At 74.2% G+C, this 26310-nt stretch carries 26 protein-coding genes; 12 read left to right on the forward strand and 14 right to left on the reverse strand.

Annotated features, from left to right (window positions below; translation table 11 throughout):
• Window positions 1-240: 240 nt before the first annotated feature.
• A complete protein-coding gene (locus ACFP3V_RS00900; protein ID WP_380578555.1) occupies window positions 241-669 on the reverse strand; it encodes a VOC family protein in 429 nt (142 codons plus the stop codon).
• Window positions 670-786: 117 nt separating this feature from the next.
• Between ACFP3V_RS00900 and ACFP3V_RS00905 the strand changes: the two genes are divergently transcribed.
• The gene (locus tag ACFP3V_RS00905; protein ID WP_380578557.1) at window positions 787-1320 is read left to right on the forward strand and encodes a cysteine hydrolase family protein; all 534 of its coding nucleotides are present in this window, start codon (window positions 787-789) and stop codon (window positions 1318-1320) included.
• A gap of 21 nt (window positions 1321-1341) precedes the next feature.
• Here ACFP3V_RS00905 and ACFP3V_RS00910 read toward each other — a convergent pair whose 3' ends face one another.
• Together ACFP3V_RS00910 and ACFP3V_RS00915 are read right to left on the reverse strand one after the other, a co-directional pair.
• Window positions 1342-2211: an SDR family oxidoreductase gene (locus ACFP3V_RS00910; protein ID WP_380578559.1), complete on the reverse strand. Its 870-nt coding sequence runs from the start codon at window positions 2209-2211 to the stop codon at window positions 1342-1344.
• A gap of 435 nt (window positions 2212-2646) precedes the next feature.
• Window positions 2647-3594, reverse strand: a complete 948-nt coding sequence (locus ACFP3V_RS00915) for an NAD-dependent epimerase/dehydratase family protein (RefSeq protein ID WP_380578560.1) — start codon at window positions 3592-3594, stop codon at window positions 2647-2649.
• 69 nt (window positions 3595-3663) lie between these two features.
• On the opposite strand from ACFP3V_RS00915, the gene ACFP3V_RS00920 reads away from it, so the two are divergent.
• Both ACFP3V_RS00920 and ACFP3V_RS00925 read left to right on the forward strand, forming a co-directional pair.
• Window positions 3664-4128: a MarR family winged helix-turn-helix transcriptional regulator gene (locus ACFP3V_RS00920; protein ID WP_380578562.1), complete on the forward strand. Its 465-nt coding sequence runs from the start codon at window positions 3664-3666 to the stop codon at window positions 4126-4128.
• Window positions 4118-4609 carry a GNAT family N-acetyltransferase gene (locus ACFP3V_RS00925; RefSeq protein ID WP_380578564.1) on the forward strand — a complete coding sequence of 164 codons (492 nt, stop codon included), beginning with the start codon at window positions 4118-4120 and terminating at the stop codon, window positions 4607-4609. The genes ACFP3V_RS00920 and ACFP3V_RS00925 overlap by 11 nt, the downstream gene beginning before the upstream one ends.
• Here ACFP3V_RS00925 and ACFP3V_RS00930 read toward each other — a convergent pair.
• Together ACFP3V_RS00930 and ACFP3V_RS00935 are read right to left on the reverse strand one after the other, a co-directional pair.
• Window positions 4581-5615, reverse strand: coding sequence for a 1-acyl-sn-glycerol-3-phosphate acyltransferase (locus ACFP3V_RS00930; protein WP_380578648.1), 1035 nt, complete (start codon window positions 5613-5615; stop codon window positions 4581-4583). The genes ACFP3V_RS00925 and ACFP3V_RS00930 overlap by 29 nt on opposite strands.
• Before the next feature lie 50 nt (window positions 5616-5665).
• On the reverse strand, window positions 5666-6526 hold the full coding sequence (locus ACFP3V_RS00935) for a patatin-like phospholipase family protein (protein WP_380578650.1): 861 nt from the start codon (window positions 6524-6526) through the stop codon (window positions 5666-5668).
• A gap of 299 nt (window positions 6527-6825) precedes the next feature.
• Here ACFP3V_RS00935 and ACFP3V_RS00940 point away from each other — a divergent pair, with 299 nt between their 5' ends.
• Complete coding sequence (locus ACFP3V_RS00940) at window positions 6826-7563, forward strand: dienelactone hydrolase family protein (protein ID WP_380578566.1); 738 nt, start codon at window positions 6826-6828, stop codon at window positions 7561-7563.
• Between the two features lie 113 nt (window positions 7564-7676).
• Here the strand turns inward: ACFP3V_RS00940 and ACFP3V_RS00945 are convergent, their stop codons facing one another.
• The 3 genes from ACFP3V_RS00945 to ACFP3V_RS00955 form a co-directional block, all read right to left on the reverse strand.
• Window positions 7677-7940: a GlsB/YeaQ/YmgE family stress response membrane protein gene (locus ACFP3V_RS00945; protein WP_380578568.1), complete on the reverse strand. Its 264-nt coding sequence runs from the start codon at window positions 7938-7940 to the stop codon at window positions 7677-7679.
• Window positions 7941-8079: 139 nt separating this feature from the next.
• Window positions 8080-8334 (reverse strand): lipopolysaccharide assembly protein LapA domain-containing protein, encoded by a 255-nt coding sequence (locus ACFP3V_RS00950; protein WP_380578570.1) that lies wholly within the window; start codon window positions 8332-8334, stop codon window positions 8080-8082.
• A 131-nt stretch (window positions 8335-8465) separates the two neighbouring features.
• On the reverse strand, window positions 8466-9356 hold the full coding sequence (locus tag ACFP3V_RS00955) for a universal stress protein (protein ID WP_380578572.1): 891 nt from the start codon (window positions 9354-9356) through the stop codon (window positions 8466-8468).
• 366 nt (window positions 9357-9722) lie between these two features.
• On the opposite strand from ACFP3V_RS00955, the gene ACFP3V_RS00960 reads away from it, so the two are divergent.
• Entirely contained in the window at window positions 9723-10739 is a 1017-nt protein-coding gene (locus ACFP3V_RS00960; protein WP_380578574.1) for an Acg family FMN-binding oxidoreductase, read from the forward strand.
• A 30-nt stretch (window positions 10740-10769) separates the two neighbouring features.
• Here the strand turns inward: ACFP3V_RS00960 and ACFP3V_RS00965 are convergent, their stop codons facing one another.
• Together ACFP3V_RS00965 and ACFP3V_RS00970 are read right to left on the reverse strand one after the other, a co-directional pair.
• Window positions 10770-11483 (reverse strand): response regulator, encoded by a 714-nt coding sequence (locus ACFP3V_RS00965; protein WP_380578576.1) that lies wholly within the window; start codon window positions 11481-11483, stop codon window positions 10770-10772.
• Window positions 11484-11689: 206 nt separating this feature from the next.
• Entirely contained in the window at window positions 11690-12553 is an 864-nt protein-coding gene (locus ACFP3V_RS00970) for a universal stress protein (protein ID WP_380578578.1), read from the reverse strand.
• A 189-nt stretch (window positions 12554-12742) separates the two neighbouring features.
• On the opposite strand from ACFP3V_RS00970, the gene ACFP3V_RS00975 reads away from it, so the two are divergent.
• The gene (locus ACFP3V_RS00975; protein WP_380578580.1) at window positions 12743-14485 is read left to right on the forward strand and encodes a sensor histidine kinase; all 1743 of its coding nucleotides are present in this window, start codon (window positions 12743-12745) and stop codon (window positions 14483-14485) included.
• 190 nt (window positions 14486-14675) lie between these two features.
• On the opposite strand, the gene ACFP3V_RS00980 is transcribed toward ACFP3V_RS00975, so the two are convergent.
• On the reverse strand, window positions 14676-15059 hold the full coding sequence (locus ACFP3V_RS00980) for a pyridoxamine 5'-phosphate oxidase family protein (protein WP_380578582.1): 384 nt from the start codon (window positions 15057-15059) through the stop codon (window positions 14676-14678).
• A 604-nt stretch (window positions 15060-15663) separates the two neighbouring features.
• Between ACFP3V_RS00980 and ACFP3V_RS00985 the strand changes: the two genes are divergently transcribed.
• The gene (locus tag ACFP3V_RS00985) at window positions 15664-18054 is read left to right on the forward strand and encodes a phosphoketolase family protein (RefSeq protein WP_380578584.1); all 2391 of its coding nucleotides are present in this window, start codon (window positions 15664-15666) and stop codon (window positions 18052-18054) included.
• Between the two features lie 66 nt (window positions 18055-18120).
• On the opposite strand, the gene ACFP3V_RS00990 is transcribed toward ACFP3V_RS00985, so the two are convergent.
• Together ACFP3V_RS00990 and ACFP3V_RS00995 are read right to left on the reverse strand one after the other, a co-directional pair.
• Window positions 18121-19101 (reverse strand): Acg family FMN-binding oxidoreductase, encoded by a 981-nt coding sequence (locus tag ACFP3V_RS00990; RefSeq protein WP_380578586.1) that lies wholly within the window; start codon window positions 19099-19101, stop codon window positions 18121-18123.
• Window positions 19102-19267: 166 nt separating this feature from the next.
• Window positions 19268-20125, reverse strand: coding sequence for a helix-turn-helix transcriptional regulator (locus ACFP3V_RS00995; RefSeq protein ID WP_380578588.1), 858 nt, complete (start codon window positions 20123-20125; stop codon window positions 19268-19270).
• A 138-nt stretch (window positions 20126-20263) separates the two neighbouring features.
• On the opposite strand from ACFP3V_RS00995, the gene ACFP3V_RS01000 reads away from it, so the two are divergent.
• Window positions 20264-21055, forward strand: coding sequence for an alpha/beta fold hydrolase (locus ACFP3V_RS01000; RefSeq protein ID WP_380578590.1), 792 nt, complete (start codon window positions 20264-20266; stop codon window positions 21053-21055).
• Window positions 21056-21072: 17 nt separating this feature from the next.
• Here the strand turns inward: ACFP3V_RS01000 and ACFP3V_RS01005 are convergent, their stop codons facing one another.
• Window positions 21073-22578: a PucR family transcriptional regulator gene (locus ACFP3V_RS01005; RefSeq protein ID WP_380578592.1), complete on the reverse strand. Its 1506-nt coding sequence runs from the start codon at window positions 22576-22578 to the stop codon at window positions 21073-21075.
• Window positions 22579-22673: 95 nt separating this feature from the next.
• Between ACFP3V_RS01005 and speB the strand changes: the two genes are divergently transcribed.
• From speB to ACFP3V_RS01025, 4 genes are read left to right on the forward strand one after another with little or no spacing between them, the layout of a single operon-like run.
• The gene (gene speB / locus ACFP3V_RS01010; RefSeq protein WP_380578594.1) at window positions 22674-23642 is read left to right on the forward strand and encodes an agmatinase; all 969 of its coding nucleotides are present in this window, start codon (window positions 22674-22676) and stop codon (window positions 23640-23642) included.
• Window positions 23639-25207 carry a purine-cytosine permease family protein gene (locus tag ACFP3V_RS01015; protein WP_380578596.1) on the forward strand — a complete coding sequence of 523 codons (1569 nt, stop codon included), beginning with the start codon at window positions 23639-23641 and terminating at the stop codon, window positions 25205-25207. Before speB ends, ACFP3V_RS01015 begins: the two co-directional genes overlap by 4 nt.
• A gap of 5 nt (window positions 25208-25212) precedes the next feature.
• Window positions 25213-25866 carry a cyclase family protein gene (locus ACFP3V_RS01020; protein WP_380578598.1) on the forward strand — a complete coding sequence of 218 codons (654 nt, stop codon included), beginning with the start codon at window positions 25213-25215 and terminating at the stop codon, window positions 25864-25866.
• Window positions 25863-26267, forward strand: coding sequence for a YybH family protein (locus ACFP3V_RS01025; RefSeq protein WP_380578600.1), 405 nt, complete (start codon window positions 25863-25865; stop codon window positions 26265-26267). Before ACFP3V_RS01020 ends, ACFP3V_RS01025 begins: the two co-directional genes overlap by 4 nt.
• Window positions 26268-26310 lie beyond the last annotated feature (43 nt).

Consider the following 26310-nt stretch of genomic DNA (forward strand, 5'->3'; position numbering starts at 1 on the left):
CGTCGCCGGGCGGCGTGCCCTCCTCGGGGAGCGGCCCGCCGAACGCCTGCCGCAGCGCCTGCCGCGCCCCGTCCGGCGCGACCGGACGCGCCGCCAGGGAGGCGCGATAAGCGGCTGCGAGCCGAGCCGCCCGGACCAGCAGTTCCTCGTACGCGTCCATGTCTGGACGGTAGGACCGTCGGCGCGGCGGCGCGACCCTGACGCCGAGGGCAGGCTAGGCCCGCCGCCACCGACCGGACCTCAGTCGAGGCAGAACTCGTTGCCCTCGATGTCCAGCATGGGGATGCACGCGTCGTCGCCGTCGTAGAGCGTCTGCACGTGGACCGCGCCCAGCGGGACCAGCCGGGCGCACTCGGCCTCCAGCGCGGCGAGGCGCTCCTCACCCCTGAGCCCCGTGGCGACCCGGACGTCGAGATGGACGCGGTTCTTGACGGCCTTCCCTTCCGGAACCCGCTGGAAGTACAGCCGCGGACCCACGCCCGAGGGGTCGACGCAGGCGAACCACGCGTCCCGTTCCGCAGGCGGCTGCGCGTCCTTGAAGTCCTCCCACGTGGCGAACCCCGCAGGCGGCGGCGGGACCACATAGCCCAGCACCTCGCACCAGAAGCGCCCGAGGCGCTCGGGGTCCGCACAGTCGAAGGTGACCTGGAACTTCTTGATCGACATCACCGGGCCACCGTACTGGCGGGCGTTCGTGGACGAAACCCCGTCCCGCCGCCCTGAGCCGCCGCCCGGGGCCGCCGCGTCGCTGCGCGCGAAGGCCCGGACCGCGGGTCAGCATGGAGGATGACCTCCACCGCCCTGATCGTCGTCGACATGCTCAACTCCTACGACCACCCGGACAGCGAACCCCTCCAGGCCTCGGCCGCCGAGGCCGTCCCCTACGCCGGGGAGCTCATCGAGCACGCGCACCGCACCGGGCAGCCGGTCGTGTACGTCAACGACAACATCGGCGAGTGGCGATCCGACCAGGCGGCCATCGTGACCGCGGCGCGGGCCGGTCGCCGCCCGGACCTGGTGGAGCCGGTGCTGCCCGACGAGCGGGCCCTGTTCGTGGTCAAGGCGCGGCACTCGATCTTCTACCAGACACCGCTGGAGTACCTGCTGCGGCAGCAGGGGATCGGTCACCTGGTGCTGTGCGGGCAGGTGACCGAGCAGTGCATCCTCTACTCCGCGCTCGACGCCCACGTCCGTCACCTGGACGTCACCGTGGCCCGTGACGCGGTCGCTCACATCGACCCACAACTCGCGGCCGCCGCACTGGAGATGATGGCCCGCAACATGGGCGTGACCGTCTGCCCGGCGCGCGACCTGCTCTGACCCCCGACTGCGGCCGAGCGGTCAGGGGCGGACCGCCGGACCGGAGTCCGCCTGCAGGACCTGCTCCAGGGAGGTGGCCGCATGTCCTGTCAACTCGCTGATGGCGGAGGTCACCTGGGCCAGGGACCCGTCGGCGATCGCCGTGTAGGTGGAGACCCACGCGTCGAGCTGCCAGTCCGGAGCGCCGTACCCGGCGCGCGAGGCATAGGCCTCCTCGACCGTCTCCGGCTCGTAGGAGACGGGGCGTCCGGTGACGGCGGTGATGGTGGCCGCCACCTCCGCGAGGGTGAGCGCCTGAGGGCCGGTCAGTTCGTAGGCGCGGCCGGTGTGCGGGCCGGGGTCGCGGAGCACGGCGACAGCGGCGTCGGCGATGTCGTCCTGGGCGACGACCGCGGCCCGTCCGTCCCCGCCGGGGCCGCGGATGACGCCGTCGCCGCCGACGAGGGCGGGCATGAAGTCGGCGTAGAGGTTGTCGCGCAGGAAGGTGAAGGGAACGCCGCTGGCGCGGATGTACTGCTCGGTGTGCCAGTGGTCCCTGGCCAGCGTGAAGGTCGCGTCCGCCGCGGCCCCGTAGAAGGAGATGTAGACCAGGTGCGCCACCCCCGCCTCCGCTGCGGCGTCGACGAAGGCGTGGTGCTGCTGGACACGGTCGACGGACTCAGAGGCGGACACCATCAGCACCCGGTCGGTGCTGCGCAACGCCCGGACGAGGGCGTCGTGGTCGCCGTAGTCACCGGGCACCGAGGTGGCGCCCGGCAGCGCCGGTGCGCGGGAGGGGGTGCGCGCCAGCAGCGTCTGGGCGAGGCCGGCCGCAGCCAGGCGGCGGGCGACGCGCCCGCCCAGGCGGCCGGTGGCGCCGGTCACGGCGTACGAGACATCAGGGGAAGCCATCAGGGATCTCCTCGGTCGAGTGCCGCCCGGTCTGCTGCGTGGACCGGTCCGGCCGCGGGCCCCGGGACTTCCGGAGCCCGTCCACGATCCGTACCAGGCAACCACGGGACCGGCCGCGGCGACACGCGCCACGAGCGAGAGCGCCCCGAGGCGACCGCCGGTCAGGGCGACGGCCCTCGGCCCTTCGCGTCCGCTGCGGCGGGCCCGCTCTGACGGACCGTCAATCCCGCTTCGGATCCCGCCCACAGCTCCTGATCCGCAGCGCGTTCCGGATCCGGGCACGGAGAGGAGGAACACCACCGCTCCGAGGGGGTGGGCCCCGCGGGTCGGGGGCGGCCGCGGGGCCGGGCCGTGCAGATCCTCGACGAAGGATCGCCTCCGGCAGTTCGGTCCCGAGAGCCGCACTCCGCGCAGCCCGGTTTCGACTGCCGAGCTCTACCGCTCGTTGCCCGCACGCAGCCACGCGACGTAGTCGGCGGCGGCAGCGGCGGTGTCGTACCCGGGGCTGAACCCGGTGTCCTCGCGCAGACGCGTCGTGTCCAGCCACCGGGCCGGTTCGGCGTCCCGGGAGGGCAGTTCGACGTGGAACCCGGGCTCGACGGAGGCGAGCGCCGCGACCACCTCGGCGTTGCTGGTCGCGCGGCCCGAGCCGACGTTGTACGTCGCGTGCCGCAGCTCGGGCGCGAGTTGGAGGAGGGCGAGGGCGCGGCCGGTGTCCTTGACGTAGCACAGGTCGAGGGCGTCCTCGGCGTAGGGCTGGTGGACCAGGCCGGACAGATCCGGCGTGGTGCGGTGTGCCGCGGCCCAGGCGAGCGACGGGGCGGGGAAGAAGGGGTCGGGCAGGTGGCCGCCCGGGCCCCAGGTGCCGGAGATCCGTGCCGTGACGATGTCGATGCCGGTCCCGGCCGCCAGCTGCCCGGCCAGCAGCTCGGTGATCTTCTTCAGGTCCGGGATGGCGTGCAGGTGGCGCAGCGGCAGCGGCAGGTCCTCACTGAGCGCTCCGGCCTGGGCGACGCCGCCGTAGACCCCGATGGTGCTGGCGGCCACGAGCCGGCGGACTCCCCACTCCCCGGCCACGCGCACGATGTTGAGGAAACCGTCGACCCCGCGGCGCGCGGCCTCGACGGCGTCGCCGTTCCCGGCCTCCCAGGGCAGCGTGACGGCGAGGTGCAGGATCCCGCTGACCGGGTGCGCGCGGCCCACGGCGCGCAGGCTGTCCAGGTCGGTGATGTCGCCCTGCGCCATGGCTATCGGCAGGTCGGCCAGGTGCGGGGGGATCTCGGGGGCGCGGCGCTGGAGCAGCACGCACTCCTGACCCACCTGGTGGAGCGCGCGCACCGCCTGCGCCCCGATGAAGCCGGCGCCGCCTGTCACGAGAATCATCGCATCGAATCCATTCGCTCAACTGATCATCAGTACTACTGACTATCAGCGTAGAGGTAGAGTGCCGACATGCCAACCCCCGCCCCGCGGGCCATGGAGCCGCACGACGCCCTCGGCTACCTCGTCAAGCACGCCCACCAGCGGCTGACGGCGCTGACCGACACCGCGCTGGCCCCGCTCGGCCTCGACAGCAAGGAATTCGGCGTGCTGCGCGTGCTCGTCGGACGCGCGCCCATGTCGCAGCAGGAGGTCGCGGCCCGGCTCGGTGTTGACCGCACGACGATGGTCGCGCTGATCGACGGCTTCGAGGCCAAGGGCATCGTCACCCGTACGCCCGACCCGAACGACCGCCGCCGCAACGCGATCGAGCTCACCAGGCCCGGGCTGGCCCTCTACCGCAAGGCCGACGCCGCCTACCGCGCTGCCGAGGACGAGTTCCTGGCCCCGCTCACCGCCCCCGCGGCCGACCGGTTCCGGCAGGCCCTGCGCGACCTCCTCACCCCGCCGGAAGGGAGCGACCGTCATGGGCGGTGACGCCGGGGGCGCCCTGATCCGGCGCGCCGACCTCGCCGACATCGACCACCTGGTCGCGTTCCGGGCGCAGATGATGCGGGAGATGGGCGAGGACGTCGATGCGGACCCCTCCTGGCGGGACGACGCCGCCGCCTGGTTCGCCCGCCGCATGAAGGACCCGGCCGCCTTCGCCGCGTTCGTCGCCGAGCTGCCCGGTGCCGGTGTGGTCGGCTGCGCGGTCGGCACGATCGACGACCACGCCCCCAGCCCGCGCAACCGCAGCGGGCAACGCGGCGAGATCGCCAATGTGGTGACCGCACCGGACTTCCGGGGCCGCGGACTCGCCCGCGCCTGCACGCGCGCCCTGCTGACCTGGTTCGCCGACGCCACGACCGCCACCACCGTGCGCCTTGCGGCCACAGCCGACGGCGAAGCGCTCTACCGCAGCCTCGGCTTCGCCGAGCCCCGCGACCTCATCCTCCAGCTCCGTGTCGTTCGATAGCTGACCCCGTGTCAGGACGCGGTGCCTGCGCGCCGATCCAGCCGTCCACGCGGGACCACTGCTGCTCCAGCCACTCCTCCGCAGCCTCGGCGCCGACCGGCGCCCGCGCCGCCGGGACGCGCCACCACGTCGCCGTCATCGGCGCCCGCAGCGGGACACCGCGCCAGACGGCGGCCGCGGAGTTCATCGTGTCCAGGCCCGTGTGTGCGACGATCACCACATCCGCCCTCCCGGCAGCCGCCTCCAGCAGCGCCTGCGGTCCGTCCAGGCGGGGCGGGAGCACGTGCCGGCGTCTCCGTGCGCGGGCCGCACGCCGTCGCTCGCCGTGACTGGACAGCCAGGAGATCGCCCGCGCCCGCCGGCGCCTGGTGAAGTTGCCGCCCTCGGGGAAGAGCACCACGGCCTGCCCCGGGCCGAGGGCCGCCCCGAGCGCCGCGATCGCGTCGGCGGCATGCTCGCGCGCGTGCGGCGGCACGAAGACGTGCGGCGTGCGGCCGATGAGCACGTCGATGCAGGGGTCCCAGCGCAGGAACCGCTTCAGCACCACCTGCGGACGCACCCCGGCCTCGCACAGCAGCGCCCGCACCAGCAGGAACGAGTCGCCGGGCCCGGCATGCCGGGCGAACAGCAACAGCGGTGCCGCTGCCGCCAGTTGGGGCCCCGGAATGGGCGGGCACACCTGCACCCGCAGGCCGAAGACGCGCTGCGCGCCCCGGTACAGACGATCCAGCAGCCGGGCCAGCACGGCGTAACTGTGCGCCTCCAGCCGCTCGCGCCTCGACCCGCCCGCCACCGTCGTCCCCGGCCACAGGCAGCAGACCCAGAACCACCCGGCGGCCGCCACGCCCGCCAGGTCCACGCACGCGTACAGCAGCAGGAACGCCGAGAAACGGAGCAGCCGCCAGGGGCGCCCGGCCGCCGCCGTGACCGGGGCGGTCACCAGCGCGACGAGCACGGCGACGACGGCGATCGACCCGACCGCGACCACGAGCGGCACGGACACCATGCGGCGGCCGCACGTACGCAGCCGGCCCCGGCCGGCGCCGGACATCCCCCTCACCCCGCCAGGCCGCGGTCGGCCAGGTAGTCCGCCGACGCCCGGTACGCGCGGTCGATGCGCAGGGCCGACAGCGCGAAGTCCCGGTACCGCAGTTGCCCGAGCGTGCCGACCCGTCCCAGCGGGCCTCCCGTCGGCAGCAGATGCACCTCGACGCCGGGCGGCAGATCCGCCATGTCCCGCGCGAACCGGTGCCTGCGGGCGATCTCGAAGGCCACCGACGCGACGTCCCACGGCAGCCTCGGCACGGCCAGGGGCTCCTCGATCCGGCCCACCTGGAGCACGAACACCCGACGCGCGCCCAGGGCGACGGCGCGGCCCACGGGGATGCTGTTGGTGAGCCCGCCGTCGAGGAAGTGCTCACCGTCCACCCGCACCGGCGGGAACAACCCGGGCACCGCGCAGGAGGCCAGCACCGCCTCGACCAGCGGCCCCTCGGTGAACCAGTGCTCGGCCGCCCGCTCGATGCTGGCCGCCACACACTGGAACGGAACCGGCAGGTCCTCGATCGACGAGGTCCCGGCAGGCAGGTGCTCCTCCAGCAGGCGGCGCAGCGGTTCCGTGGAGTAGAGATGGGTACGGCTGCGCGCGACCCGGTTGACCCGGCCGATGAGCGAGCCGGAGAACACCTGGACGCGGCCCCAGAGGTCCGCCAGCTTCTCCACCGCCGCCAAGGTCGGCTCCGCGGCCACCACCGCGCCGTTCACGGCGCCCACGGAGGTGCCCACCACCAGGTCCGGCGCCACGCCCGCTTCGAGCAGCGCCCTGAGCATGCCCACCTCGCAGGCGCCCAGCGCCCCTCCCCCGCCCAGGACGAAGGCGCAAGGGCGAGGGGCGTCGGCTCCCCTGCCTTCCCGCACGCGGTTCCCGTGGTCACCGTCCATGCTCCGCGCCTTCCCCGCGCGTGCGCTCCCATCCCGGGCCCCGGGCAGCGACAACCCGATCGGCGCGCGGTGGCCGCTCCTCCTGACGCGCCGTCAAGTGCCGGTGACCGCCCGACCGGGCTCAGCCGGTCTGCTAACCTTCCCAGGACCGTGCAAGAGGCCGAGGAGGTGGTACCCGTGAACGCAGTATCGACATGGGTGCTCCCCTCAGGGGCCACGGTCGGGCGATAGGTCGTCCGGGAGCGCCACTACGGGCAATCCCGAAAGGCACGACCATGCAGTTGCACTTCTCCTCCGAGCACCGGCTCGAGGACGGCGTCCTGGAACGCCCCTTCACCCTCGGCGACATCCCCGGCATGCTGTGGACCCCCACGGCCGCGCCGGCACCGGCTCCGCTGATCCTGCTGGGCCATCCCGGCGGCCTGCCCAGGATGTACCCCCGGGTCGCGGCCCGCGCCCGCCGCTCGGCGGCGGACGGCTTCGCCGCGGCCACCATCGAACTCCCCGGAAGCGGTGACCGGCCCCGGATCCCGGCGGTCGACCAAGCCCGGGCCGACCTGCGGCGGGCGATGGAGGCCGGCGAGCCGGTCAGCGACGACATCATCGACCGGCTGATCCTCCCGCTGGTCGACACGGCGGTCCCGGAGTGGCAGGCCACCCTCGACGCCCTCCTGGACCTGCCGGAACTCGGCGGCCCGGTCGGCTACTCGGGTGGGGTGATCTCCATCGGCACCCGGCTCGCGGTCGTCGAGCCGCGCATCAAGGCCGCGAGCCTGTTCGCCGGCAGCTTCATTCCCCGCGCCACCCTCGAAGAGGCCCGCCGGGTCAGCATCCCGCTGCACGTCCTGCTGCAGTGGGACGACGAGGGGAACGACCGGCAGGCGGCCCTGGACCTGTTCGACGCCTTCGGCTCCAAGGAGAAGGCGCTCCACGCCAACATGGGCGGACACACCGGCGTCCCGCCCTGGGCGGCGAGCGCCGCCGCCGAGTTCTTCATCCGGCACCTGGCGTAGCCCGCCACAAGCCGCGCACCCCGATCGGCGATCGGGGTGCGCGGCTTCGACGGTCCCTCAACAGGCCGACCAGCGCAGCGGATTGAGCCGTCCCTGGCGCCGCGACGGCGGCCTCAGATGCGCCGGCGTCCGTAGGCGGGAGTGGCCAGGGACACCAGCACGGCCGCCACCGCGACCTGGAGGATGTGCCGGATCCAGTCGATTCCCGAAGTGTGGCGCACGCCAAGATAGTTGGAGATGAGGTTGCCCAACAGGGCCCCGGCGATGCCGATCAGGATGGTCAGCCAGACGGGAACGGGGTTGCGGCCCGGCACGACCAGCTTGGCGAGCAGACCGATGACCAGACCTTCGATGATGAGCCAGACGAGCCAGAGCACGGAGACCTCCCGGTAGTGGGCGCGGGTGACGCGCCGCCAGTCCGCCGAACGCGGCGTCCGACCACCGCCTGCCCCCGGCGCGGCGGCTCATGCCGCCCGGCGCCGTACCCGCAGTGCCGCCCTCCGGGGAAGCGCGGGGCTACCGCTTGATCTGCCGCCGCGCCAGCAGTCCGCCGATGGCCGCCCCGACGACAAGGGTGACGAAGAGGACGAGCCACAGCGGCATCGTGACGTCGGCCACCCACAGGCGGACCTTGACGCTCTGGGTGTTCGCGAAGACGAACCACAGCGCGAGCCCGAGCAGCACGACCGCGCCGATCGTGCGCAGGCGCACCTCCCGCCCCCGGACGGTCAGGGTGGACGGTCGCTGCGTCTTGGGTGGCTTGTTGCTCATAGGTCGGAGTATCACCCTTGTCTCCGGGCTCCTGACGCCCCGTCACCGCGTGTCACACGGACGGCGGACACACCCGGACCAGGCTCAGCACGGGTGGGTCCGGGCAGGCAGCGCGGGGGTGGCTCCGGTGGTCACGGCTGGGCCTCCGCGGGATCGTGCGGCACCACGACGACGGGCGCGGGAGCGTGGTGGAGCACCGCGTGGGTCGTCCGACCGAGGTGGAGCAGGGCCGGCGCCCGGTGCCTGCGCCGTCCGAGGACGACGAGCTGGGCCCGTTGCGCCTCCTCCACCAGGACGCGCGCGACGCTCCCGGTGACCAGCCCCGCCGACGCGGCCCGGGGTCGCACGACCGACTGGACGGGGACGCCGGGGTACCGCTCCCGCCACGGTCGGACCAGGTCCAGCAGGCGTTGCCGCGCGTCCAGCTCCTCAGCGGTGGGCTCGGCTCCACCGTCCGGGCCGGGCGTCCACAGCGCCGGGGGCGACCAGGCGTGCACCAGGCGCAGGCCCGCGCCGCGCAACTCGGCTTCGCGGAAGGCGAATTCGAGTACGGCGGAGGCCGTCCGCCCCGGATCGACCCCGACGAGCAGCGGCGCGTCGGTCGGTGCCTCCGCGTCGCGGACGAGGGCCAGCGGCCCCTCCGTCCACGCCGCCATGGACAGGGCCACGGAGCCGACCAGCAGGCCCCGGAAGCCGCCGATTCCGCGCGAGCCCAGCACCAGCAGCTCGGCCTCCCGGCTGGCGTCGGCGAGGGCGGCGATCACGGCGTCGTCCAGGACGACGCCGTCCAGCTCCAACCGCGGGTGCCTCGCCGCGATTTCCTCGCGGACCTGCGCCACCAGCTCGGTCGCCCGGCGGGAGAACAGGTCCTGGGTGACGCCACCCTCGGTGTCCACGGGCCACGCGGCGGCGAAGACCAGGCGCAGCGGAACGTTCCGCCGGAGGGCCTCCTCCGCAGCCCACAGCGCGGCCCGGCGGCTGGACGGCGAGCCGTCCACCCCGGCGATGACAGGTCGGGTCATCACACACCTCACAAGCGGGTCGGGTCCCGACTCCCACGGTGCCCCCTGCCGCGCTCTGCCGCACGGGCCGAGCGGCCCCAGCGGCAGGGCCGAGCGTCCCTCTCCGCTCCGACCCCGGCCGGTCGTGGACGTACCGGCCGCCGGTATCGGCCGCCCGGTGCGGACGAGCGGCAGGGCTTCCGGTGGTCCCGGCCTCCCGGGCGTCCCACACGGATCGCGGGACCGGCACCGCCGCGGGGCGCGAACGCGCTTTCCCCCGAAAGGGCTCTGCGGCCCGCCGAGTGGGGCCGTTGGGCCCTCGCCGGGTGCTGCGGCCGGACGGAGTATGGCTGCGCGGGGGACCGCACGACTGCCGAGGAGGCCGTCATGAGCGAGGCACTCACCTCTCCGACCGCGCCGGACCGCGGCGTTCCCCAGCCGGACGCCCAGACCATCGAGCGCCTGGTGTCGGCGGCCGTCGCGGCGCCGTCGATGCACAACTCCCAGCCCTGGCGCTTCCGTTACCTGCCGGCGTCGCGCACCGTCGAGATCCGCGCCGCGCTGGAACGGAGCCTGCCCGCCGAGGACCCGACCGGCCGGGGCCTGCACCTCTCCGTCGGAGCCGCGCTGTTCAACCTGCGGGTCGCCGTCCGGGTGCTGGGCTGGGAGCCGGTGGTGCGCTTGCTGCCCCACCCCGCCGAGCCCCGACTGCTCGCGTCGGTGCGGCTGGGCGGCCCGGTCCGCCCGGCCACCGGTCCTGCTGACACCGCGACGTTCGAAGCGATCTGGCTCCGCCACAGCAGTCGGCTGCCGTTCACCGACGAGCCCGTGCCGGCCCGGCTGCGCGTCGACGCCGTGGCCGCGGCCCACGCCGAGGGCGTCGGACTGCTGCTCCCGGACCCGGACGAGTGCCGGCGCCTGCTGGGACTCACCGCCGAGGCCGAGACGCGCAACCTCTCCGACGCGGAACGGGCGCGGGAGAGCCGTTCGTGGGTCCGGGAGCGCGACGACACGCCCTTCGGCGTTCCGCCGGAGGCGTTGGGCAACGTGGACCATGAGGCGCGCGTTCCGCTGCGCGACTTCGTCGGCATGCGTGCGGCGGGCCGCCCGGCCCCGGTCGCGTTCGAGGCCCACCCGCAGCTGGCCGTCCTGGTCAGCCCCGGTGACCGGCCCGCGGACTGGCTGCGCGCCGGACAGGCGATGGAGCGCGTGCTGCTGCTGGCGACGGCGGCCGGGGTGCGCTCGTCCCTGCTGCACCAGGCCGTCGAGTGGCCGGACCTGCGCTGGATGCTCCGCGACCCGGGCACCGGCCCCGGCTACGTGCAGATGCTGATCCGCCTCGGCTACGGCCCCGAGGGCGCGGCGTCCCCGCGGGCTGACGCCTCGGCGGTGCTGGAGAGGTGACCCGGCGTCAGCCTCCGGCCGCCCTGCGGGTCAGCGGTGGTCACCCGACTGGTGCAGCCTCGTGGCCAGGACCGCTGCCTGCACCCGGCGTTCCACGCCGAGCTTGGCCAGCAGCCGGGAGATGTGGTTCTTGACCGTCTTCTCCGCCAGGTACAGCTCCTGGCCGATCTGGCGGTTGGTCCTGCCCTCGCCGATCAGCGCCAGGATGTCCCGTTCCCGCGGCGTCAGCGCCTCCAGCGCCGCGTCCTCCGGGGCCTGCGCGTGGCGCTCGTCCTGGTGCCGCAGGCTGGCCATCAGCCGGGCGGTGGTGGCCGGGTCCAGCATCGACTGCCCGTCGGCCACGGTGCGGACGGCGGCGACGAGGTCGGTGCCGCGGATCTGCTTGAGCACGTACCCGGCGGCGCCGGCCAGGATCGCGTCCAACAGCGCCTCCTCGTCGTCGAAGGAGGTGAGCATCAGGCAGGCGAGCTGCGGGAGTTGGTCCCGCAGCTCCCGGCACACGGTGACGCCGTCCCCGTCCGGCAGGCGCACGTCCAGCACGGCGACGTCGGGGCGCAGGGCCGGGACGCGGACCAGGGCCTGAGCGGCCGTGCCCGCCTCCCCGACGACCTCGATGCCCTCCTCGGCCTCCAGCAGGTCGCGCACACCCCGGCGGACCACCTCGTGGTCGTCGAGCAGGAACACCCGTACCGGGCGCGGAGCGGCTGCGGGGGTGGCGGTCCCGGCACCGGGCTCATCAGTCATGGCCTCAGCATGACCGTGCGTCGTTCCCCCGGAAAGGGCCGAAGGTCCCTGTCCACGGCAGCCGCGCCGCAGGCTGGGCGGACCCGAGCGCGCCCACCGGCTCGGTCAAGGGGACGCGATCGCGCCGGACGCGGCGGAAGTCGCGCCGGACGCGGCGGAAGGCCACCGGTCCCCCCGTCGCGGCCGGGGGACGACCTGAGTGGTCGTCAGCCCCTCCCCTCGGTGAGCGGGACCACGGCGACGGGGCAGGGAGCGCGGTGCAGAACCGCGTGCGCGACGCGGCCGGGACCGCCGTGGCGTCGGCGGACGCCGAGGACCAGCAGGTCCGCCTCCGCGCCGGCCTGGACCAGTGCCTCGGCGGCCGGGCCCGGGACGGCCTGCCCGCGTACCTTGACGTCCGGCGCCACGTGCTCCAGGTCCACCCCGCACTCCACCGCGGCCAGCAGGACCTGGGCGCGCTGCTGCGCCGCTGCGGGGTCGGCGACCACGGACAGCCCGACGACCTGCGGATCCGGGTCCCACGCATGGACCAGCTCCAGCTCCGCGCCCCGGAGAGCGGCCTCGGTGGCAGCGAACTCCGCTGCGGCGCCCGGTGGTTGATGTGCACCCAGGCCGAGGACGACCCGGCCCCGCGCACTGCCCGACGAACCCTCGGGGACGATCACGACGGGGACCGGCGCCCGCCCGGCCACACGCCGGCACACCGAGCCGAGCATCAGCCCCTTCAACGCTCCGAGCCCGCGGGTCCCCAGCACCAGCAGCCCGGACTCCCGCCCGGCCTCCAGCAGGGCGGGGACGGTCTCCTCCGGGAGGATCCCGGTGGCCACCGTCAGCCCTGGATGCGCCGCGCCGATGCGCCGGGCCTGTTCGTCGAGCAACCGCCGGGCGGCTTCGTGGGCTCTGAGGAAGGGGTCGTCCACGTCGTGGTCGGCAGCGGCTTCGTACCGCTCCCACGACGACGCGTGCACCAGGCGCAGTGTCGCCCCGCGCAGCTCCGCCTCCCGTGCCGCCCAGTCAGCTGCCTGCTCGGCGGCACGCGAGCCGTCCACCGCCGCCGCAACCTCCGTCATCACGCGCCTCCCACAAGACCTGTCCACGGGATTGCCACCGGCTCAGTCCACCGCGTCCACCGCCTCGCCACCAGGGCCGACCGGCCCTGCACGGACCGACCGAACGGGCCACCCCTCAGGGAGTTCTGGCACGGGTCGGGGCATACTCCTGCGTAGGAGAAGAGAGCCTGTCGACGCGGAAGGGCGTGCATGGGCGGCGGCGCGAGCACCTCTGGCCCGGGCGGTGAACGCACCGGCGGGGTCCCGCAGTTGCGCCTCGACGCCCTGCTCGACGAGCTGCACGCACAGGTGCAGCGGGTGCGCGACACCCGCGACCGGGTGCAGACCCTGCTGGAGGCCGTGCTGGCCATCGGTTCCGAGCTGGACCTGGAGACCGTGCTGCGGCGGATCGTGCAGTCCGCGGTCGACCTGGTCGACGCACGGTACGGGGCACTCGGCGTCCTCGGCGAGGAAGGCACCATCCGCCAGTTCATCACCGTGGGCATGGACGAGGAGACCATCGCCCGCATCGGCCACTACCCGCGCGGCGAGGGCATCCTGGGCCTGCTGATCCGCGAACCCCGACCGCTGCGGCTGACGGACCTGAAGGAGCATCCCGCCTCCTCGGGGTTCCCACCCGGCCATCCCCCGATGCGCACCTTCCTCGGCGCCCCGGTCCGCATCCGGGACCAGGTGTTCGGCAACCTCTACCTCACCGACAAACACGGCGGCGCCGACTTCGACGCGGACGACGAGACGGTCCTGCGCACCCTCGCCGCGGCCGCCGGCGTCGCGATCGACAACGCCCGCCTGTACGAGGACGCGCGGCGCCGCCAGCAGTGGCTGGCCGCGAGCGTGGACCTCACCCGCTCCCTGCTCTCCGGCACCGACACCCCGCAGGTGCTGCACGCCCTGGTCGAGACCGTGCGCTCGATGACCGGCGCCGACCTGGCCACCCTCGCGGTCCCGGTGCCCGGCACGGAGGACCTGGTCGTCGAGGCCGCCGCCGGACCGCACGCCGCCGCCGTCCAGGGCCTGGCCCTGAGCGACGGCACGCCGGCGGTCAAGGTCTTCCGCAGCGGGGAGCCGGTCACCAGCGACCGCCTCTCCACCGACCCCCGCGCCGGGGGCGGCAGCGCCTCCGTGGTCGAGCTGGGCCCGGGCTTCTTCGTCCCCCTGGGCACCGGCGGCACCGTCCGCGGCGTCCTCCACGTGGCACGCCACCCCGAGGGACAGCCGTTCACCGATACCGATCTGGAGATGATCACCGGCTTCGCCGGGCAGGCCGCCCTCGCCCTGCAGCTCGCCGAACACCGGCGCGAGTCCGAGCAGTTGCTCGTGATGGACGACCGTGACCGGATCGCCCGCGACCTCCACGACCTCGCCATCCAGCGACTGTTCGCCTCCGGCCTGAGCCTGCAGGCCGTGCTCGGCCGCATCGCCGACCGCCCCGAGACCGCCCAGCGCGTCGAGCGCGTCGTGGACGACCTCGACGAGACCATCAAGACCATCCGCGCCACCATCTACTCCCTGCACCAGCGCGACCGTGCGCCCGGAGCGACCACACTGCGGGCCCGGCTCCTGGCCGAGACCGACCAGGCCGCCGAGGGCCTCGGCTGCACCCCGGCCCTGCGGATGACCGGGCTGCTCGACACCCTCGTCCCGGACGACCTGGCCGACGACCTGCTGGCGGTACTGCGCGAAGCGCTGTCCAACGCCGCCCGCCACGCCCATGCCACGGCCGTCGACGTCACCGTGGACGTCAGCGCCGACACGGTCCGCCTCAGCGTCACCGACAATGGCCGGGGGATCGACCCCGGCAGCACCCGGCGCAGCGGGCTGGACAACCTGCGGGCCCGCGCGGAGCAGCGCGGCGGCACGTTCGCGACCCACCCGCACGACCCGAGCGGCACCCGCCTGGAATGGACCGCTCCCCTCCCCGTCCCGGCATAGCGCCTGCCGGCAACGCCCCGAACACGCGGCCCTGGAGCGCTCCGGGGTGCCGGCGACGCCGGGATCGAGGACCCCCGCCGACGGGGGCTGCCGCCGCGGACCGAGCTCCGACGCGGGGCGGGAGGGGCTGGAGGTCGGACCCGCTCGGACGAGGCAGGCGCACTGGCCTGCGCGCGTTCCTGAGGCCCCGTCAGTTCTCGGCACGCACGCAGAACTCGGCGCCGTCACCCGACTCGGCAGCCGGTGACCGATCCGCGCTGAAACGGACCATGTGCTCCGTCTCGCAGCCCATCCACGGCCGCAACTCCCGCTGGTAGCGGCGCAGTTCCTCCGGGTCCGACACCAGGGTCGGCACTCCGGCGACCACGACGCTCCATCCCGACCGCGCCGCCGGATCCAGCGCGTCCGCCTCGAACGCCACCACCGCCCCGTCCTGCCCCGGGCCGAGCAGTGCCGCGCCGCGACGGGTGCGGATCACCACGCATCCGTCGGCGAGCAGGTGGTTCACCGGACCGATCGCGGGCAGCGCCTGATGGCTGAGGACCACCCGGCCGTACGAGACGCTGCCGAGCAACCGTCATGCCTCCTCCCGGGACAGCTCCCCCGCCCGCGTGACCGCGTCGGCAGCCGCGCCCGGAGGCGCGGTGCCTGCTGCGGGGTCGGAACCGCGCGCGGTCGAGGGTGTCGTGACGCGCATGAGTCCCATGAAGGCGCAGACGCTCGGTGGTCGCCCAGGGCCGATGGTCCCTGTCCCATGAACGCCGCCCGCCTGTGGCAAAGCGAGCCGGCCACGGCTTTCGTCCCTCAGGGCGTATCCGCCCCCGGTCCTGGCCGACCGGGCCGACCGGCCCCCGTCCGGCGCGGCACGGGGGGCCGCACGTCCTGAGTGGGTGGGCCCTTGGGCCCCGATCGGGCCGCCGCCCTGCCGACGGCGCGCGAGAGGCCGCCGCGCCTGCTACACCGGTAGCGGCCCCGGCTCCGGCCGTCGCCTGCCGCCACCACCGCCAGACCAGCGCGACCGACCCTCCCCGCGGCTTCCGTACGCGACTCGCACCCCGCCCGCCACGACATGCCGGCTGACCCATTCGGGGCATGCGGGTGCCTGGGGGCACGGGGCCGGGAAGGCTCCTCGCGTGCGTCGGACCGCGTCCCGCATCCGAACCGGAAAGAGGCCCCTCATGCTCCCCGAGCAGACCCCCGCTTCTCCTGCCACCGCCCTGGACGAGGACGAACTCGCCGCGCTGGACGCCCACTGGCGGGCGGCCAACTACCTGGCCGCGGGCCAGATCTACCTGCTGGCCAACCCGCTGCTGCGCGAGCCGCTGCGCCCCGAGCACATCAAGCCGCGCCTGCTCGGCCACTGGGGCACCTCCCCCGGCCTGAACCTCGTCCACACCCACCTCAACCGCGTGATCAAGGCCCGGGAGCTGGACGCCGTCTGCGTCTGGGGGCCGGGCCACGGCGGCCCGGCCGTCCTGGCCGGGTCCTGGCTGGACGGCAGCTACACGCAGACCTATCCCGACGTCACCCGCGACGAGGCCGGCATGGCCCGGCTGTTCCGGCAGTTCTCCTTCCCCGGCGGCGTCCCCAGCCATGTCGCGCCGGAGACCCCCGGCTCCATCCACGAGGGCGGCGAACTCGGCTACTCCCTCTCCCACGCCTACGGCGCCGCGCTGGACAACCCCGGCCTGGTGGCCGCCTGCGTGATCGGCGACGGCGAGGCCGAGACCGGCCCCCTCGCCGCCTCCTGGCACAGCAACAAGTTCCTCGATCCGGTCCACGACGGCGCCGTGCTGCCGATCCTGCACCTGAACGGCTACAAGATCGCCAACCCCACCGTGCTCGCCCGCATCCCCGAGGACGAGCTGGACCAACTCCTGCGCGGCTACGGACACGACCCCCTCCACGTCACCGGGAGCGACCCGGCCCAGGTCCACCGCGCCATGGCCGCGGCCATGGACCAGGCGCTCGACCGCATCGCCGCGATCCAGCACGCCGCCCGGACCGGGTCCACGACCGAACGCCCGCGCTGGCCGATGATCGTGCTGCGCACCCCCAAGGGCTGGACCGGCCCGCACGAGGTCGACGGCGTCCCGGTGGAGGGCACCTGGCGCGCCCACCAGGTGCCCTTGGACCAGGTGCGCACCAACCCCGGGCACCTCGCCGCGCTGGAGGCCTGGCTGCGCTCGTACCGGCCCGAGGAGCTCTTCGACGACGACGGCCGACCCGAGCCGCAGGTCCTGGCCTGCGTCCCGCGGGGCACACGCCGGCTGGGCGCCAACCCGCACGCCAACGGCGGCCTACTGGCCCGTCAACTGCCGCTGCCCGCACCGGAGAAGTACGCGGTCGAGGTGGACAAGCACGGCGCCACCCTGCACGAGCCCACCCGCGTCCTCGGCGGCATGCTGGAACAGGTCATGGCCGACACCGCCGAACGCCGCGACTTCCGCCTGGTCGGCCCGGACGAGACCGCGTCCAACCGCCTCCAGGCCGTCTACGGCGCCACCGGCAAGGCCTGGCAGGCCCAGACGCTCCCCGTCGACGAGAACCTCGCCCGCGACGGGAGGGTCATGGAGATCCTCTCCGAGCACACCTGCCAAGGCTGGCTCGAAGGCTACCTGCTGACGGGCCGTCACGGCCTGTTCTCCTGCTACGAGGCGTTCGTCCACATCGTCGACTCCATGGTCAACCAGCACATCAAGTGGCTGCGCACCACCCGCCGGCTGTCCTGGCGGGCCCCGATCCCCTCGCTCAACTACCTGCTCACCTCGCACGTGTGGCGCCAGGACCACAACGGCTTCTCCCACCAGGACCCCGGCTTCGTCGACCACGTCCTGAACAAGAGCCCCGAGGCCGTGCGCGTCTACTTCCCGCCCGACACCAACACCCTGCTCGCCACCGCCGAGCACGTCCTGCGCACCCGCGACTACGTCAACGTCGTGGTCGCCGGCAAGCAGCCCTGCTTCGACTGGCTCCCGCTGGACGAGGCCCGGGTCCACTGCGCCCGCGGGGCCGGCATCTGGGACTGGGCCGGCACCGAGGACGGCGAGCGCGACCCCGACGTGGTCCTGGCCTGCGCCGGGGACGTACCGACCATGGAGGTCCTGGCCGCCGCCCAACTGCTGCGCCGGCACCTGCCCCACCTGGCCGTCCGGGTGGTCAACGTAGTCGACATCGCCCGCCTGATGCCCGCCGAGGAGCATCCGCACGGCATGCCCGACCGCGAGTACGACGCCCTGTTCACCCAGGACAGGCCGGTCATCTTCGCCTACCACGGCTACCCCTGGCTCATCCACCGCCTCACCTACCGCCGGACCGGCCACGCCCACACCCACGTCCGCGGCTACAAGGAGATCGGCACCACGACCACGCCGTTCGACATGGTCCTGCGCAACGACCTGGACCGGTATCGCCTGGTGATGGACGTCATCGACCGCGTCCCCGGCCTCGCCGTGCGCGCCGCCCACGTCCGCCAGCAGATGGCCGACATCCGCACCCGCCACGACAGTTGGGTCCGCGAGCACGGCACCGACCTCCCCGAGGTCGCCGACTGGACCTGGACCGGCTGACGCGGCGCCCGGCAGCACGCCCGGCCCGGCCGGGGCGCGGTCGTCCGGCCTGATCGGACCTCGACGTCAGCCGGCCGCTCCGGTGATCACCAGGACGTCGCGGACCGGACGCCGCGGTGTGGGCGGCCCCGGGGGGCCGTAGCCGAGGCGGAGGACCATCTGCACATGCCCGGGCGGCGCCTGCGGGTCGCGGACCAGCCAGCGCAGCTCCGGGGCCTCCAGGGCGTGCGAGGTCAGCGCGGTCGCCAGGCCCCGCAGGGTGGCGAGCAGCAGGACGCGTTCGAGAGCCTGTCCGGCGCGGACCCAGTCGGGGATCCGGTCCCGCCGGGTGGTCAGCAGCGCCAGTTGCGGATCCGCTTCGAAGTCGGCCGTCGCCCGCCCGGGCACCCGGCGTCGGCCCGCGAAGTCGCGCACCGGCGCGCGGCCGCGCCGCTTGCGCGGACCGAAGGCGTGCTCCGGAACGCCCTCGTCCTCCGCGTGCGCGCCCGGGTAGGTCCAGCGCACCAGGTCCGGGTCGGGCGCGAGGACGTCGTGGGCCTCGGCGTCCTGCACCAGATCGGCGATCGACTCGACGTACCAGCGCTCGGGAAAGGACATCCCCGCTCCCTCCGCTTCCGCGGCCCGGCACAGTTCCTCACGGACGGACTCCGGAACCGGCCTGGGCTCGAACGGGTCGCGGCTGGTGTGCCGACGGGACAGCGCCGGGTACAGGCCGACCAGGTCCTGCGGCGGCTGCCGTTCCTCCAGACGGACCCGGGCCAGCAGCCGCTGGTCCTCCGGCCTGGGCAGGATCGACGTTCCCGGGTACCAGCCCCGGTGCGCGGCGGCCACGCGCAGGTTGAACAGCGCCGCGCCGCAGCCGAGGTGCAGCGCCCGGTGGAAGCGGTCGGCGTGGGCCATGGAGCGCTCCAGGTCCGGCCGCAACTCGAAGACGCGGTCGGCCCGGTCGTACCGGAAGCGCCACGGCTGCGCGTTGTGCATGGAAGGCGCGGAGGACGCGTCCCGGACGATCTCCTCGATCGTCCGGTCGGCGGGCGAGGTGGCCATGACGGGCTTCCCTCCACCTGGACGGGCATTCTGGCCTCCAGCGTCTACCCCGCGACGCGGCCCGCAGCAGGGGCGATCGACCAGTCGGCAAGGACCTTCGGCCCGCCGCCCGAACGGTGCCGGCCCGGCCGCTGCGGTGCGGGGGAGCCGCATCCCCCGTCGGGCTTCACGCGGGGGTCGCCAGCTCGTCGTGGCGCAGGCCGCGCAGGCGGGCCAGGCGGGGGGCGGTCGCGCTGCCGGGTGGGGGCGTGAAGACGAGCAGCTGCTGATCCTCCGTCGGGGTGAGCAACTGCTCGCAGTCCAGTTCCAGAGGCCCCAGGTCCGCATGCACCACCCGGAACCGGGTTCGCCGCCGCACCGCGACCTCGTGCCGGTCCCACAGCCCGGCGAACTCGGCCGAGGCCTCACGCAACCCCGCCACCAGCCGGGTTGACGCCTCGTCACGTCCGCGCCGGGCCACCGCGGCCCGCAGGTCGGCCACGTGCACGCGGCTCGCCACCTCGCGCTCCTCCTCCGGGTAGGGCTCGCGCACCGACGGGTCGGTGAACCAGCGCCAGACCACGTTCCGTCCGGGGCCGGTGACCGTGCAGGCGCAGCCGAACAGCGCCTCCGCCATCAGGTTCTGCGCCAGCAGGTTGCCGAGGTCGTCGATCACCTGGGCGGGCGTGTGCTCCAACTGCTCCAGCAGGAACACCAGTCCGGGCCGCAGCCGCTCACCGGCCGTCCGCCCCAGCGGCGGCCGGTGGCCGGCCAGCAGGTAGAGGTGGTCGCGCTCGTCCTCGGTCAGCCGCAGCGCCCGGGCCAGCGCCGCCAGCATCTGGGTCGACGGCTGCGGACTGCGCGCCTGCTCCAGCCGCATGTAGTAGTCCGCCGACATCCCCGCCAGCTGCACCACCTCCTCGCGGCGCAGCCCGGGCGTCCGCCGGCGCGGGCCGGAGACCAGACCGACGTCCTCCGGCCGCAGCCGCTCCCGGCTCCGGCGCAGGAAGTCGGCCAGTTCCGCCCGGTCCATCGCCGTACCCATCAGCATCCCCTCCGGTCCCAGGCATCCGCGCAGCCTAGGGTTCCCGATCCTAGGGAAACGGCTCCGCTCCTCAACGCCGCGGCCCGCTGCCAACGTTGCTCCTGCCAGCCAGTTCTGAACATTCGACAGGAGCCGGACATGCCCACCATCACCGTCGCCGACGCCCGCATCCCCTACACCGTCACCGGCGAGCCCGGCCGCCGCCCGCTCGTTCTGGTCCACGGGACCGGCCCGGGCGCGGCCATCACCTGGGGCCACCTCACCCCGGCCTGGGCCGCGACGCACCTGGTCGTCGCCCCCGATCTCTCCGGCAGCGCCGCTGCCGAGGACGACGGCGGGGAGCTGACGGTGGACCGGCTCGCCGCCCAGGTCATCGCGGTGATCGAGGACCTCGGCGCCGACCGGCCCGCGGACGTGATCGGCTTCTCGCTCGGTTCCCCGGTGGCCGCCGCCGTCGCCGCCACCCGGCCCGACCTGGTGCACCGGCTGGTGCTGATCGCGGGCTGGGCGGACTCCGCCGCCGACCCCTACCTGCAGACGCTCTTCCGCACCTGGATCGACGCGGCTCCGCTGCCCACGGTCTTCGGCCGGATCAGCGCGCTCACCGGCTTCAGCACCGGGTTCCTCGCGGCAGCCGAGCCCGGGCTGATCGAGGATCTGGCCGCCGGCATGCCCCCCACGCCAGGACTGCTGCGCCAGCTGGACCTTGACCTGCGGGTCGACGTCACCGCGCTGCTGCCGCGGATCACCGCGCCGACCCTGGTCCTGGGCGCGGCCAGGGACCAGACGATCCCCGTCCGCCACGCCCGGGCCCTGCACGCCGCCATCCCGGGCAGCAGCTACGCCGAGCTGGACTCCGGCCACGTGGTCCTGTTCGAGCAGGCCGAGCAACTGCTCAAGCTGACAGGCGAGTTCCTGGCCGAAGGCTGAGCCTCGAACCCACCGGGCTAGGACTTCTCCTGCGCCTCCGTCGCCACGCCCAGTTCGGTCGCCGCGCGTACGGCGAACCAGACCTCGGTGAAGGCGGCGGTCGTCGTCAGGTCGCGGCCGGTCACCTCGCCGAAGCGGCGCAGGCGGTAGGCCAGCGTGTTGGGGTGGATGTGCAGGGCCGCCGCGGCCTCCTCGGTCCGGCGGTCACGCTCCATCCACGTGCGCACGGAGAGCAGCAGTTGCGAGCCGTGCGCCGCGTCGTAGCGCAGCGCCCCGCCGAGGACCTGTTCGACCAGGGCGGCCAGGAGCTGGCGGTCCTCAGGCAGCCAGCGGCCGGTGGCGTCCTCCCCGTAGTGGACCAGCGGCCGGCCCGCCTCCTCCGCGCGGCCGGCCGCCCAGCCGGCCTCCCGGTGGGCGACTCTCAGTGGCGTGCCCACGTGGAAGGGTCGACTCAACCCGCAGACCGCGCCGTGCAGTTCGGCCAGCGCCGGCTCGAGTCCCGGCTCGGCCAGCACCAGCCGGTCCTCGCCCCGACGCAGCGTCAGATGGGGCCGGTCGTACAGCGCCGCCGCCAGGGCCTCGTCCTGGGTGCGCCGGACCACGGCGAGGACGACAGGGCGGGCCGAGTCCAGGCCGTGTCGGGCCAGCCGGCGCTGGGCCCCGGCCGCGTCGAGGGCGTCCTGCAGCAACTCGGCCAGGGTCTCCGCGCCTTCGCGGCGCAGCACCTCGCGCTCCTGACGCACCATCGCGAGGCACAGCGCGGCCACGGTGGCGAGGTGCTGGACGACGGCCAGCCCGGCGGGGCGCGCCCCGGCCCGCTCCAGGGCGACCAGGTAGCCCGCTGGTCCGCCCGGTCCGAGGACGGGCAGCACGAACCCGCCGGCCACGGTCGGCGGGGCGTCCGCTGTGTCCGGCAGCACCGAGAGGTCCGCGGGCACGTCCACGCCGGGCAGCAGCGGGCGGCCCTGGGTGGTGCACAGCGCCAGGCGGTAGCCGCTGAGCCGCTCCAGGCGGTTGAACAGCGCCCCGGCGTCCAGGTTCTCCTCGGCCATCCACCGCAGCGCGCCGAAGACCTGCAGTTGCGCGCCGAGCCGGGCGGCGGGGTTCTCGCTGACGGCCGCGGCGACCTCCTGCGCGATGGTGACGAACGGCACCGCGAGCGGCACCTCCAGCACCGGGAAGCCGCGCGCCTCCGCGGCGGCCAGGAACTCGCGGCGCAGCGGCGGCGTCCGCAGCTGGGTGCTGAGCACCAGCGCGGCGACACCGGCGTCGTCGAGCCGCTCCAGGTACCGCCGCTGGGCCGCGCCCCCGCGGGGCACGGCGATGCCCACGGTCATGATCACCTCGGAGCCCTGGAGCCACGGCGTCGGATCCTCCAGCTCGCTCACATGCGCCCACGACACCGCGCGCCCCAGCCCGCCGCCGCCCGCGAGCAGCCGCAGCTGCAGGGCCGGGAAGGACAGCAGGTCGCCCACGGTGACGGCGGGGCGCGTCTTCGCGGCGTCGGCTTTGGCGGTGGACACAAAGCCACTCTAGTTCTTCGTGGCAGCAACAATTGCCCCCTGCGCCGGGCGCTTCGCACACTGAAGCACCCCCGCAACCTGGAAGGTGCCGCACGATGACGACCGCCCCCCGTGGACCGGTGGACTCCTCCCGCGTTCCGCGCTACGCCGGACCGGCCACGTTCGCCCGGCTGCCGCGCCTGGACGAGGTGGCCCACGCCGACGTCGCCGTCGTCGGCGTCCCCTTCGACACCGGCGTCTCCTACCGGCCCGGCGCCCGCTTCGCCCCGGCAGCGGTCCGCGAGGCATCCCGGCTGCTGCGCCCCTACCACCCGGCGCTGGACGTGCACCCCTTCGGCGTCCAGCAGGTCGCGGACGCGGGCGACATCGCGGTCAACCCCTTCGACATCGGCGAGGCGATCGAGACCGTCGAGCACGAGGCGGGCCAACTCCAGGCCGCCGGAACCAAGTTGCTCACCATCGGTGGTGACCACACCATCGCCCTGCCGCTGCTGCGCGCCGCCGCCAAGCAGCACGGGCCGGTCGCGGTGCTCCACTTCGACGCCCATCTGGACACCTGGGACACCTACTTCGGCGCCGAGTACACCCACGGCACCCCGTTCCGGCGCGCCGTCGAGGAGGGCCTCGTCGACACCGAGGCGCTCAGCCACGTCGGCACCCGCGGCCCGCTCTACGGCAAGCGGGACCTCGAAGAGGACCGCCGCCTCGGTTTCGGCATCGTCACCTCCTCGGACGTGCTGCGCCGCGGCATCGACGAGACGGTGGACGCGCTGCGGCAGCGGATCGGCGACCGGCCGTTGTACGTGTCCGTCGACATCGACGTGCTCGACCCCGCGCACGCCCCCGGCACCGGCACCCCGGAGGCCGGCGGCATGACCTCCCGCGAACTCCTGGAGATCCTGCGGGGCCTGGCCGGCCTCAACCTGGTCGGCGCCGACGTGGTCGAGGTGGCCCCCGCCTACGACCACGCCGACATCACCTCGATCGCGGCCTCCCACGTCGCCTACGACCTGATCAGCCTGTTCACCCTGGACACCCCCCGCGCCCGCCAGGAGCAGAGATGAGCACCAGCCCGCAGCAGGAGCAGCACGACGCCCCCGCCCTGACCGAGATCGAGCAGTACGGCGTCGAGCGCATCCCCGACGCCGACCGCACCGCCCGGCCCCTGGATCTGTTCCGGGTCGCGTTCGGCGGCGCGAACACCTTCGCCACCTGCGTGCTCGGGGCCTTCCCGATCCTGTTCGGCCTCTCCTTCTGGCAGGGCCTGGCCGCCACCGGTCTCGGGCTCGTCGCCGGGGCGCTGATCCTCGCGCCGCTCGCGCTGTTCGGCCCGCTCAACGGAACCAACAACTCGGTGTCCTCCTCGGCGCACCTGGGCGTGCACGGCCGCGTCGTCGGCTCCTTCCTGTCCCTGCTGACGGCGGTGGCCTTCTTCTCCATCTCGGTGTGGTCCTCGGGCGACGCCCTGGTCGGCGGAGCGCACCGGATGTTCCACCTCCCGACGAACGAGGGCGTCTACGCCCTGGCCTACGGTCTGTTCGCGGTGCTGGTGCTCGCGGTGTGCGTCTACGGCTTCCGGTTCATGCTCTTCGTGAACAAGATCGCCGTCGCGGCCGCGTCCCTGCTGTTCGTCCTCGGCTTCTTCGCCTTCGCGGGCGACTTTGACCCCGGCTACCAGGGCAGCTTCCACTCACTGAGCACCCCGGGCTTCTGGCCGGCCTTCATCGGCTCCGCCCTGATCGTGCTCTCCAACCCGGTGTCCTTCGGCGCCTTCCTGGGCGACTGGGCCCGGTACATCCCCGCCGACACCCCGCGCCGCCGGGTGATGGGCGCGGCCTTCCTCTCGCAGATCGCGACGGTCCTGCCGTTCTTCTTCGGCCTGGCCACAGCCTCGATCATCGCCGCGAAGGCGGGCCACTTCCTGGACCCCAACGCCCCGGACTACGTCGGCGGCCTGCTCGCCGTCTCGCCGTCCTGGTACTTCCTGCCCGTCTGCCTGCTCGCCCTGATCGGCGGCATGTCCACCGGCACCACCTCGCTGTACGGCACGGGCCTGGACTTCGCCAGCGTCTTCCCGAGGTTCAGCCGGGTGCAGGCCACGGTCTTCATCGGCGTCCTGTCGATCGGCTTCATCTTCCTCGGCCGCTTCGCCGCCAACCTGTCCCAGTCCATCTCGACCTTCGCGACGCTGATCATCGTGTGCACCGCGCCGTGGATGGTCATCATGACCCTCGGCTACCTGACCCGCCGCGGCTGGTACGACCCGGACTCGCTGCAGGTCTTCAACCGCCGCCAGCGGGGCGGGCGTTACTGGTTCAGCCACGGCTGGAACTGGCGCGGCATGGGCGCCTGGCTGGTCTCCGCGCTCGTCGCGGTCCAGTTCGTCAACCTGCCCGGGCAGTTCGTCGGCGTGCTGGGCGACCTCGCCGGCGGCGTGGACCTCTCCCTGCCGGTCGGCCTGGTGCTCGCGGCCGTCGCCTACCTCGTGCTGCTGCGGCTGTTCCCCGAGCCCCGGGCCGTCTTCGGTCCCGAGGGCCCGCGCCTGGTCCCGGCCGCCGACACCCCGGTCCCGCCGATCACCGCCGCAGACGGCAGCCCCGTCCTCGATCCCGAGCCGGCGCAGGTGTGACGGCCGTGCGCCTGGTCGACCTGTCCGTGCCCCTGGACAGCGGCATGCCGGTCTACCCCGGCGACCCGCAGGTCCGCATCCGGCCCGCGCTGACGGCGGCCCGGGACGGCGTCAACGTCCTGCATCTGGAGCTGGGTTCGCAGTCCGGCACGCATGTCGACGCCCCCTGCCACATCGACGACGCCCTGCCCGCGCTCGACGCGCTGCCGCTGGACCGGTTCGACGGCCCCGCCCATCTCGTGGACGCGCGCGGACTCGCCCCGCATTCCCCGATCGGCGCAGGACACGTCGCCCGGGTGCCCGAGGGCAGGATCGTCCTGGTCGTCACCGGCTGGTCGGCCCACTGGGGCAGCGACGCCTACCACGGCCACCCCTACCTGACCGAGGAGGCGGCAGCCCTCCTCGTCGCCCGCGGCGTGCCCACGGTCGGGATCGACGCCCTGAGCGTCGACCCGACCCCCGCCGAGGGCCTCGCCGCGCACCGGATCCTGTCCGGCGCCGGCACCGTCATCGCCGAGAACCTGACCAACCTCACCGAGGTCCTGGAGGCCCAGCGCGCGGGCCTTGACGTCCAGGTGAGCCTCTTCCCCCTGCACCTGCCCGGCGCCGACGGAGCCCCCGTCCGCGCCGTCGCCCGGATCACGGAGCCGCAGCCATGACCGACCACGACGCCGCCCTCGCGGCGGCCGACGAGCTGATCGCCGCCTTCGCCGAGGGCCGCACCGACGACTACTTCGCGGCCTTCGCGCCCGAGGCCACCTTCGTCTTCCACGGCACCGGACGCCGCCTCGAGTCCACGCAGGAGTACCGCGACCTGTGGCAGGGCTGGGTCGCGGACGACGGCTTCCGGGTCCTCGCCTGCGACTCCCGCGACCGCCGACTCCAACTCCTCGGCGGCGCGGCCGTGTTCACCCACTCGGTGACCACGCGTATCGCCACCGCGGGCGGCGAGGAGACCCTGCGCGAGCGGGAGACCATCGTGTTCCACCGCGGCGGCGACGGCAGTTGGCTCGCCGTCCACGAGCACCTCTCCCCCGACCCCGCCCCCGTCACTCCCTGAGCGGCGCTGCCCGGCGCGCCGCCCCGCCCCCTTGGCCGCGGGC

Source organism: Streptacidiphilus monticola (assembly GCF_042658505.1).
Lineage (GTDB): Bacteria > Actinomycetota > Actinomycetes > Streptomycetales > Streptomycetaceae > Streptacidiphilus > Streptacidiphilus monticola.

Bases quoted from the DNA above. Each gene is read 5' to 3' on its own strand.
- ACFP3V_RS00905 (WP_380578557.1), top strand. From the start codon at position 787: ATGACCTCCACCGCCCTGATCGTCGTCGACATGCTCAACTCCTACGAC.
- ACFP3V_RS00910 (WP_380578559.1), bottom strand. From the start codon at position 2,211: ATGGCTTCCCCTGATGTCTCGTACGCCGTGACCGGCGCCACCGGCCGC.
- ACFP3V_RS00915 (WP_380578560.1), bottom strand. From the start codon at position 3,594: ATGATTCTCGTGACAGGCGGCGCCGGCTTCATCGGGGCGCAGGCGGTG.
- ACFP3V_RS00920 (WP_380578562.1), top strand. From the start codon at position 3,664: ATGCCAACCCCCGCCCCGCGGGCCATGGAGCCGCACGACGCCCTCGGC.
- ACFP3V_RS00925 (WP_380578564.1), top strand. From the start codon at position 4,118: ATGGGCGGTGACGCCGGGGGCGCCCTGATCCGGCGCGCCGACCTCGCC.
- ACFP3V_RS00930 (WP_380578648.1), bottom strand. From the start codon at position 5,615: ATGGTGTCCGTGCCGCTCGTGGTCGCGGTCGGGTCGATCGCCGTCGTC.
- ACFP3V_RS00940 (WP_380578566.1), top strand. From the start codon at position 6,826: ATGCAGTTGCACTTCTCCTCCGAGCACCGGCTCGAGGACGGCGTCCTG.
- ACFP3V_RS00950 (WP_380578570.1), bottom strand. From the start codon at position 8,334: ATGAGCAACAAGCCACCCAAGACGCAGCGACCGTCCACCCTGACCGTC.
- ACFP3V_RS00955 (WP_380578572.1), bottom strand. From the start codon at position 9,356: ATGACCCGACCTGTCATCGCCGGGGTGGACGGCTCGCCGTCCAGCCGC.
- ACFP3V_RS00960 (WP_380578574.1), top strand. From the start codon at position 9,723: ATGAGCGAGGCACTCACCTCTCCGACCGCGCCGGACCGCGGCGTTCCC.
- ACFP3V_RS00965 (WP_380578576.1), bottom strand. From the start codon at position 11,483: ATGACTGATGAGCCCGGTGCCGGGACCGCCACCCCCGCAGCCGCTCCG.
- ACFP3V_RS00970 (WP_380578578.1), bottom strand. From the start codon at position 12,553: ATGACGGAGGTTGCGGCGGCGGTGGACGGCTCGCGTGCCGCCGAGCAG.
- ACFP3V_RS00975 (WP_380578580.1), top strand. From the start codon at position 12,743: ATGGGCGGCGGCGCGAGCACCTCTGGCCCGGGCGGTGAACGCACCGGC.
- ACFP3V_RS00985 (WP_380578584.1), top strand. From the start codon at position 15,664: ATGCTCCCCGAGCAGACCCCCGCTTCTCCTGCCACCGCCCTGGACGAG.
- ACFP3V_RS00990 (WP_380578586.1), bottom strand. From the start codon at position 19,101: ATGGCCACCTCGCCCGCCGACCGGACGATCGAGGAGATCGTCCGGGAC.
- ACFP3V_RS00995 (WP_380578588.1), bottom strand. From the start codon at position 20,125: ATGGGTACGGCGATGGACCGGGCGGAACTGGCCGACTTCCTGCGCCGG.
- ACFP3V_RS01000 (WP_380578590.1), top strand. From the start codon at position 20,264: ATGCCCACCATCACCGTCGCCGACGCCCGCATCCCCTACACCGTCACC.
- speB (WP_380578594.1), top strand. From the start codon at position 22,674: ATGACGACCGCCCCCCGTGGACCGGTGGACTCCTCCCGCGTTCCGCGC.
- ACFP3V_RS01015 (WP_380578596.1), top strand. From the start codon at position 23,639: ATGAGCACCAGCCCGCAGCAGGAGCAGCACGACGCCCCCGCCCTGACC.
- ACFP3V_RS01025 (WP_380578600.1), top strand. From the start codon at position 25,863: ATGACCGACCACGACGCCGCCCTCGCGGCGGCCGACGAGCTGATCGCC.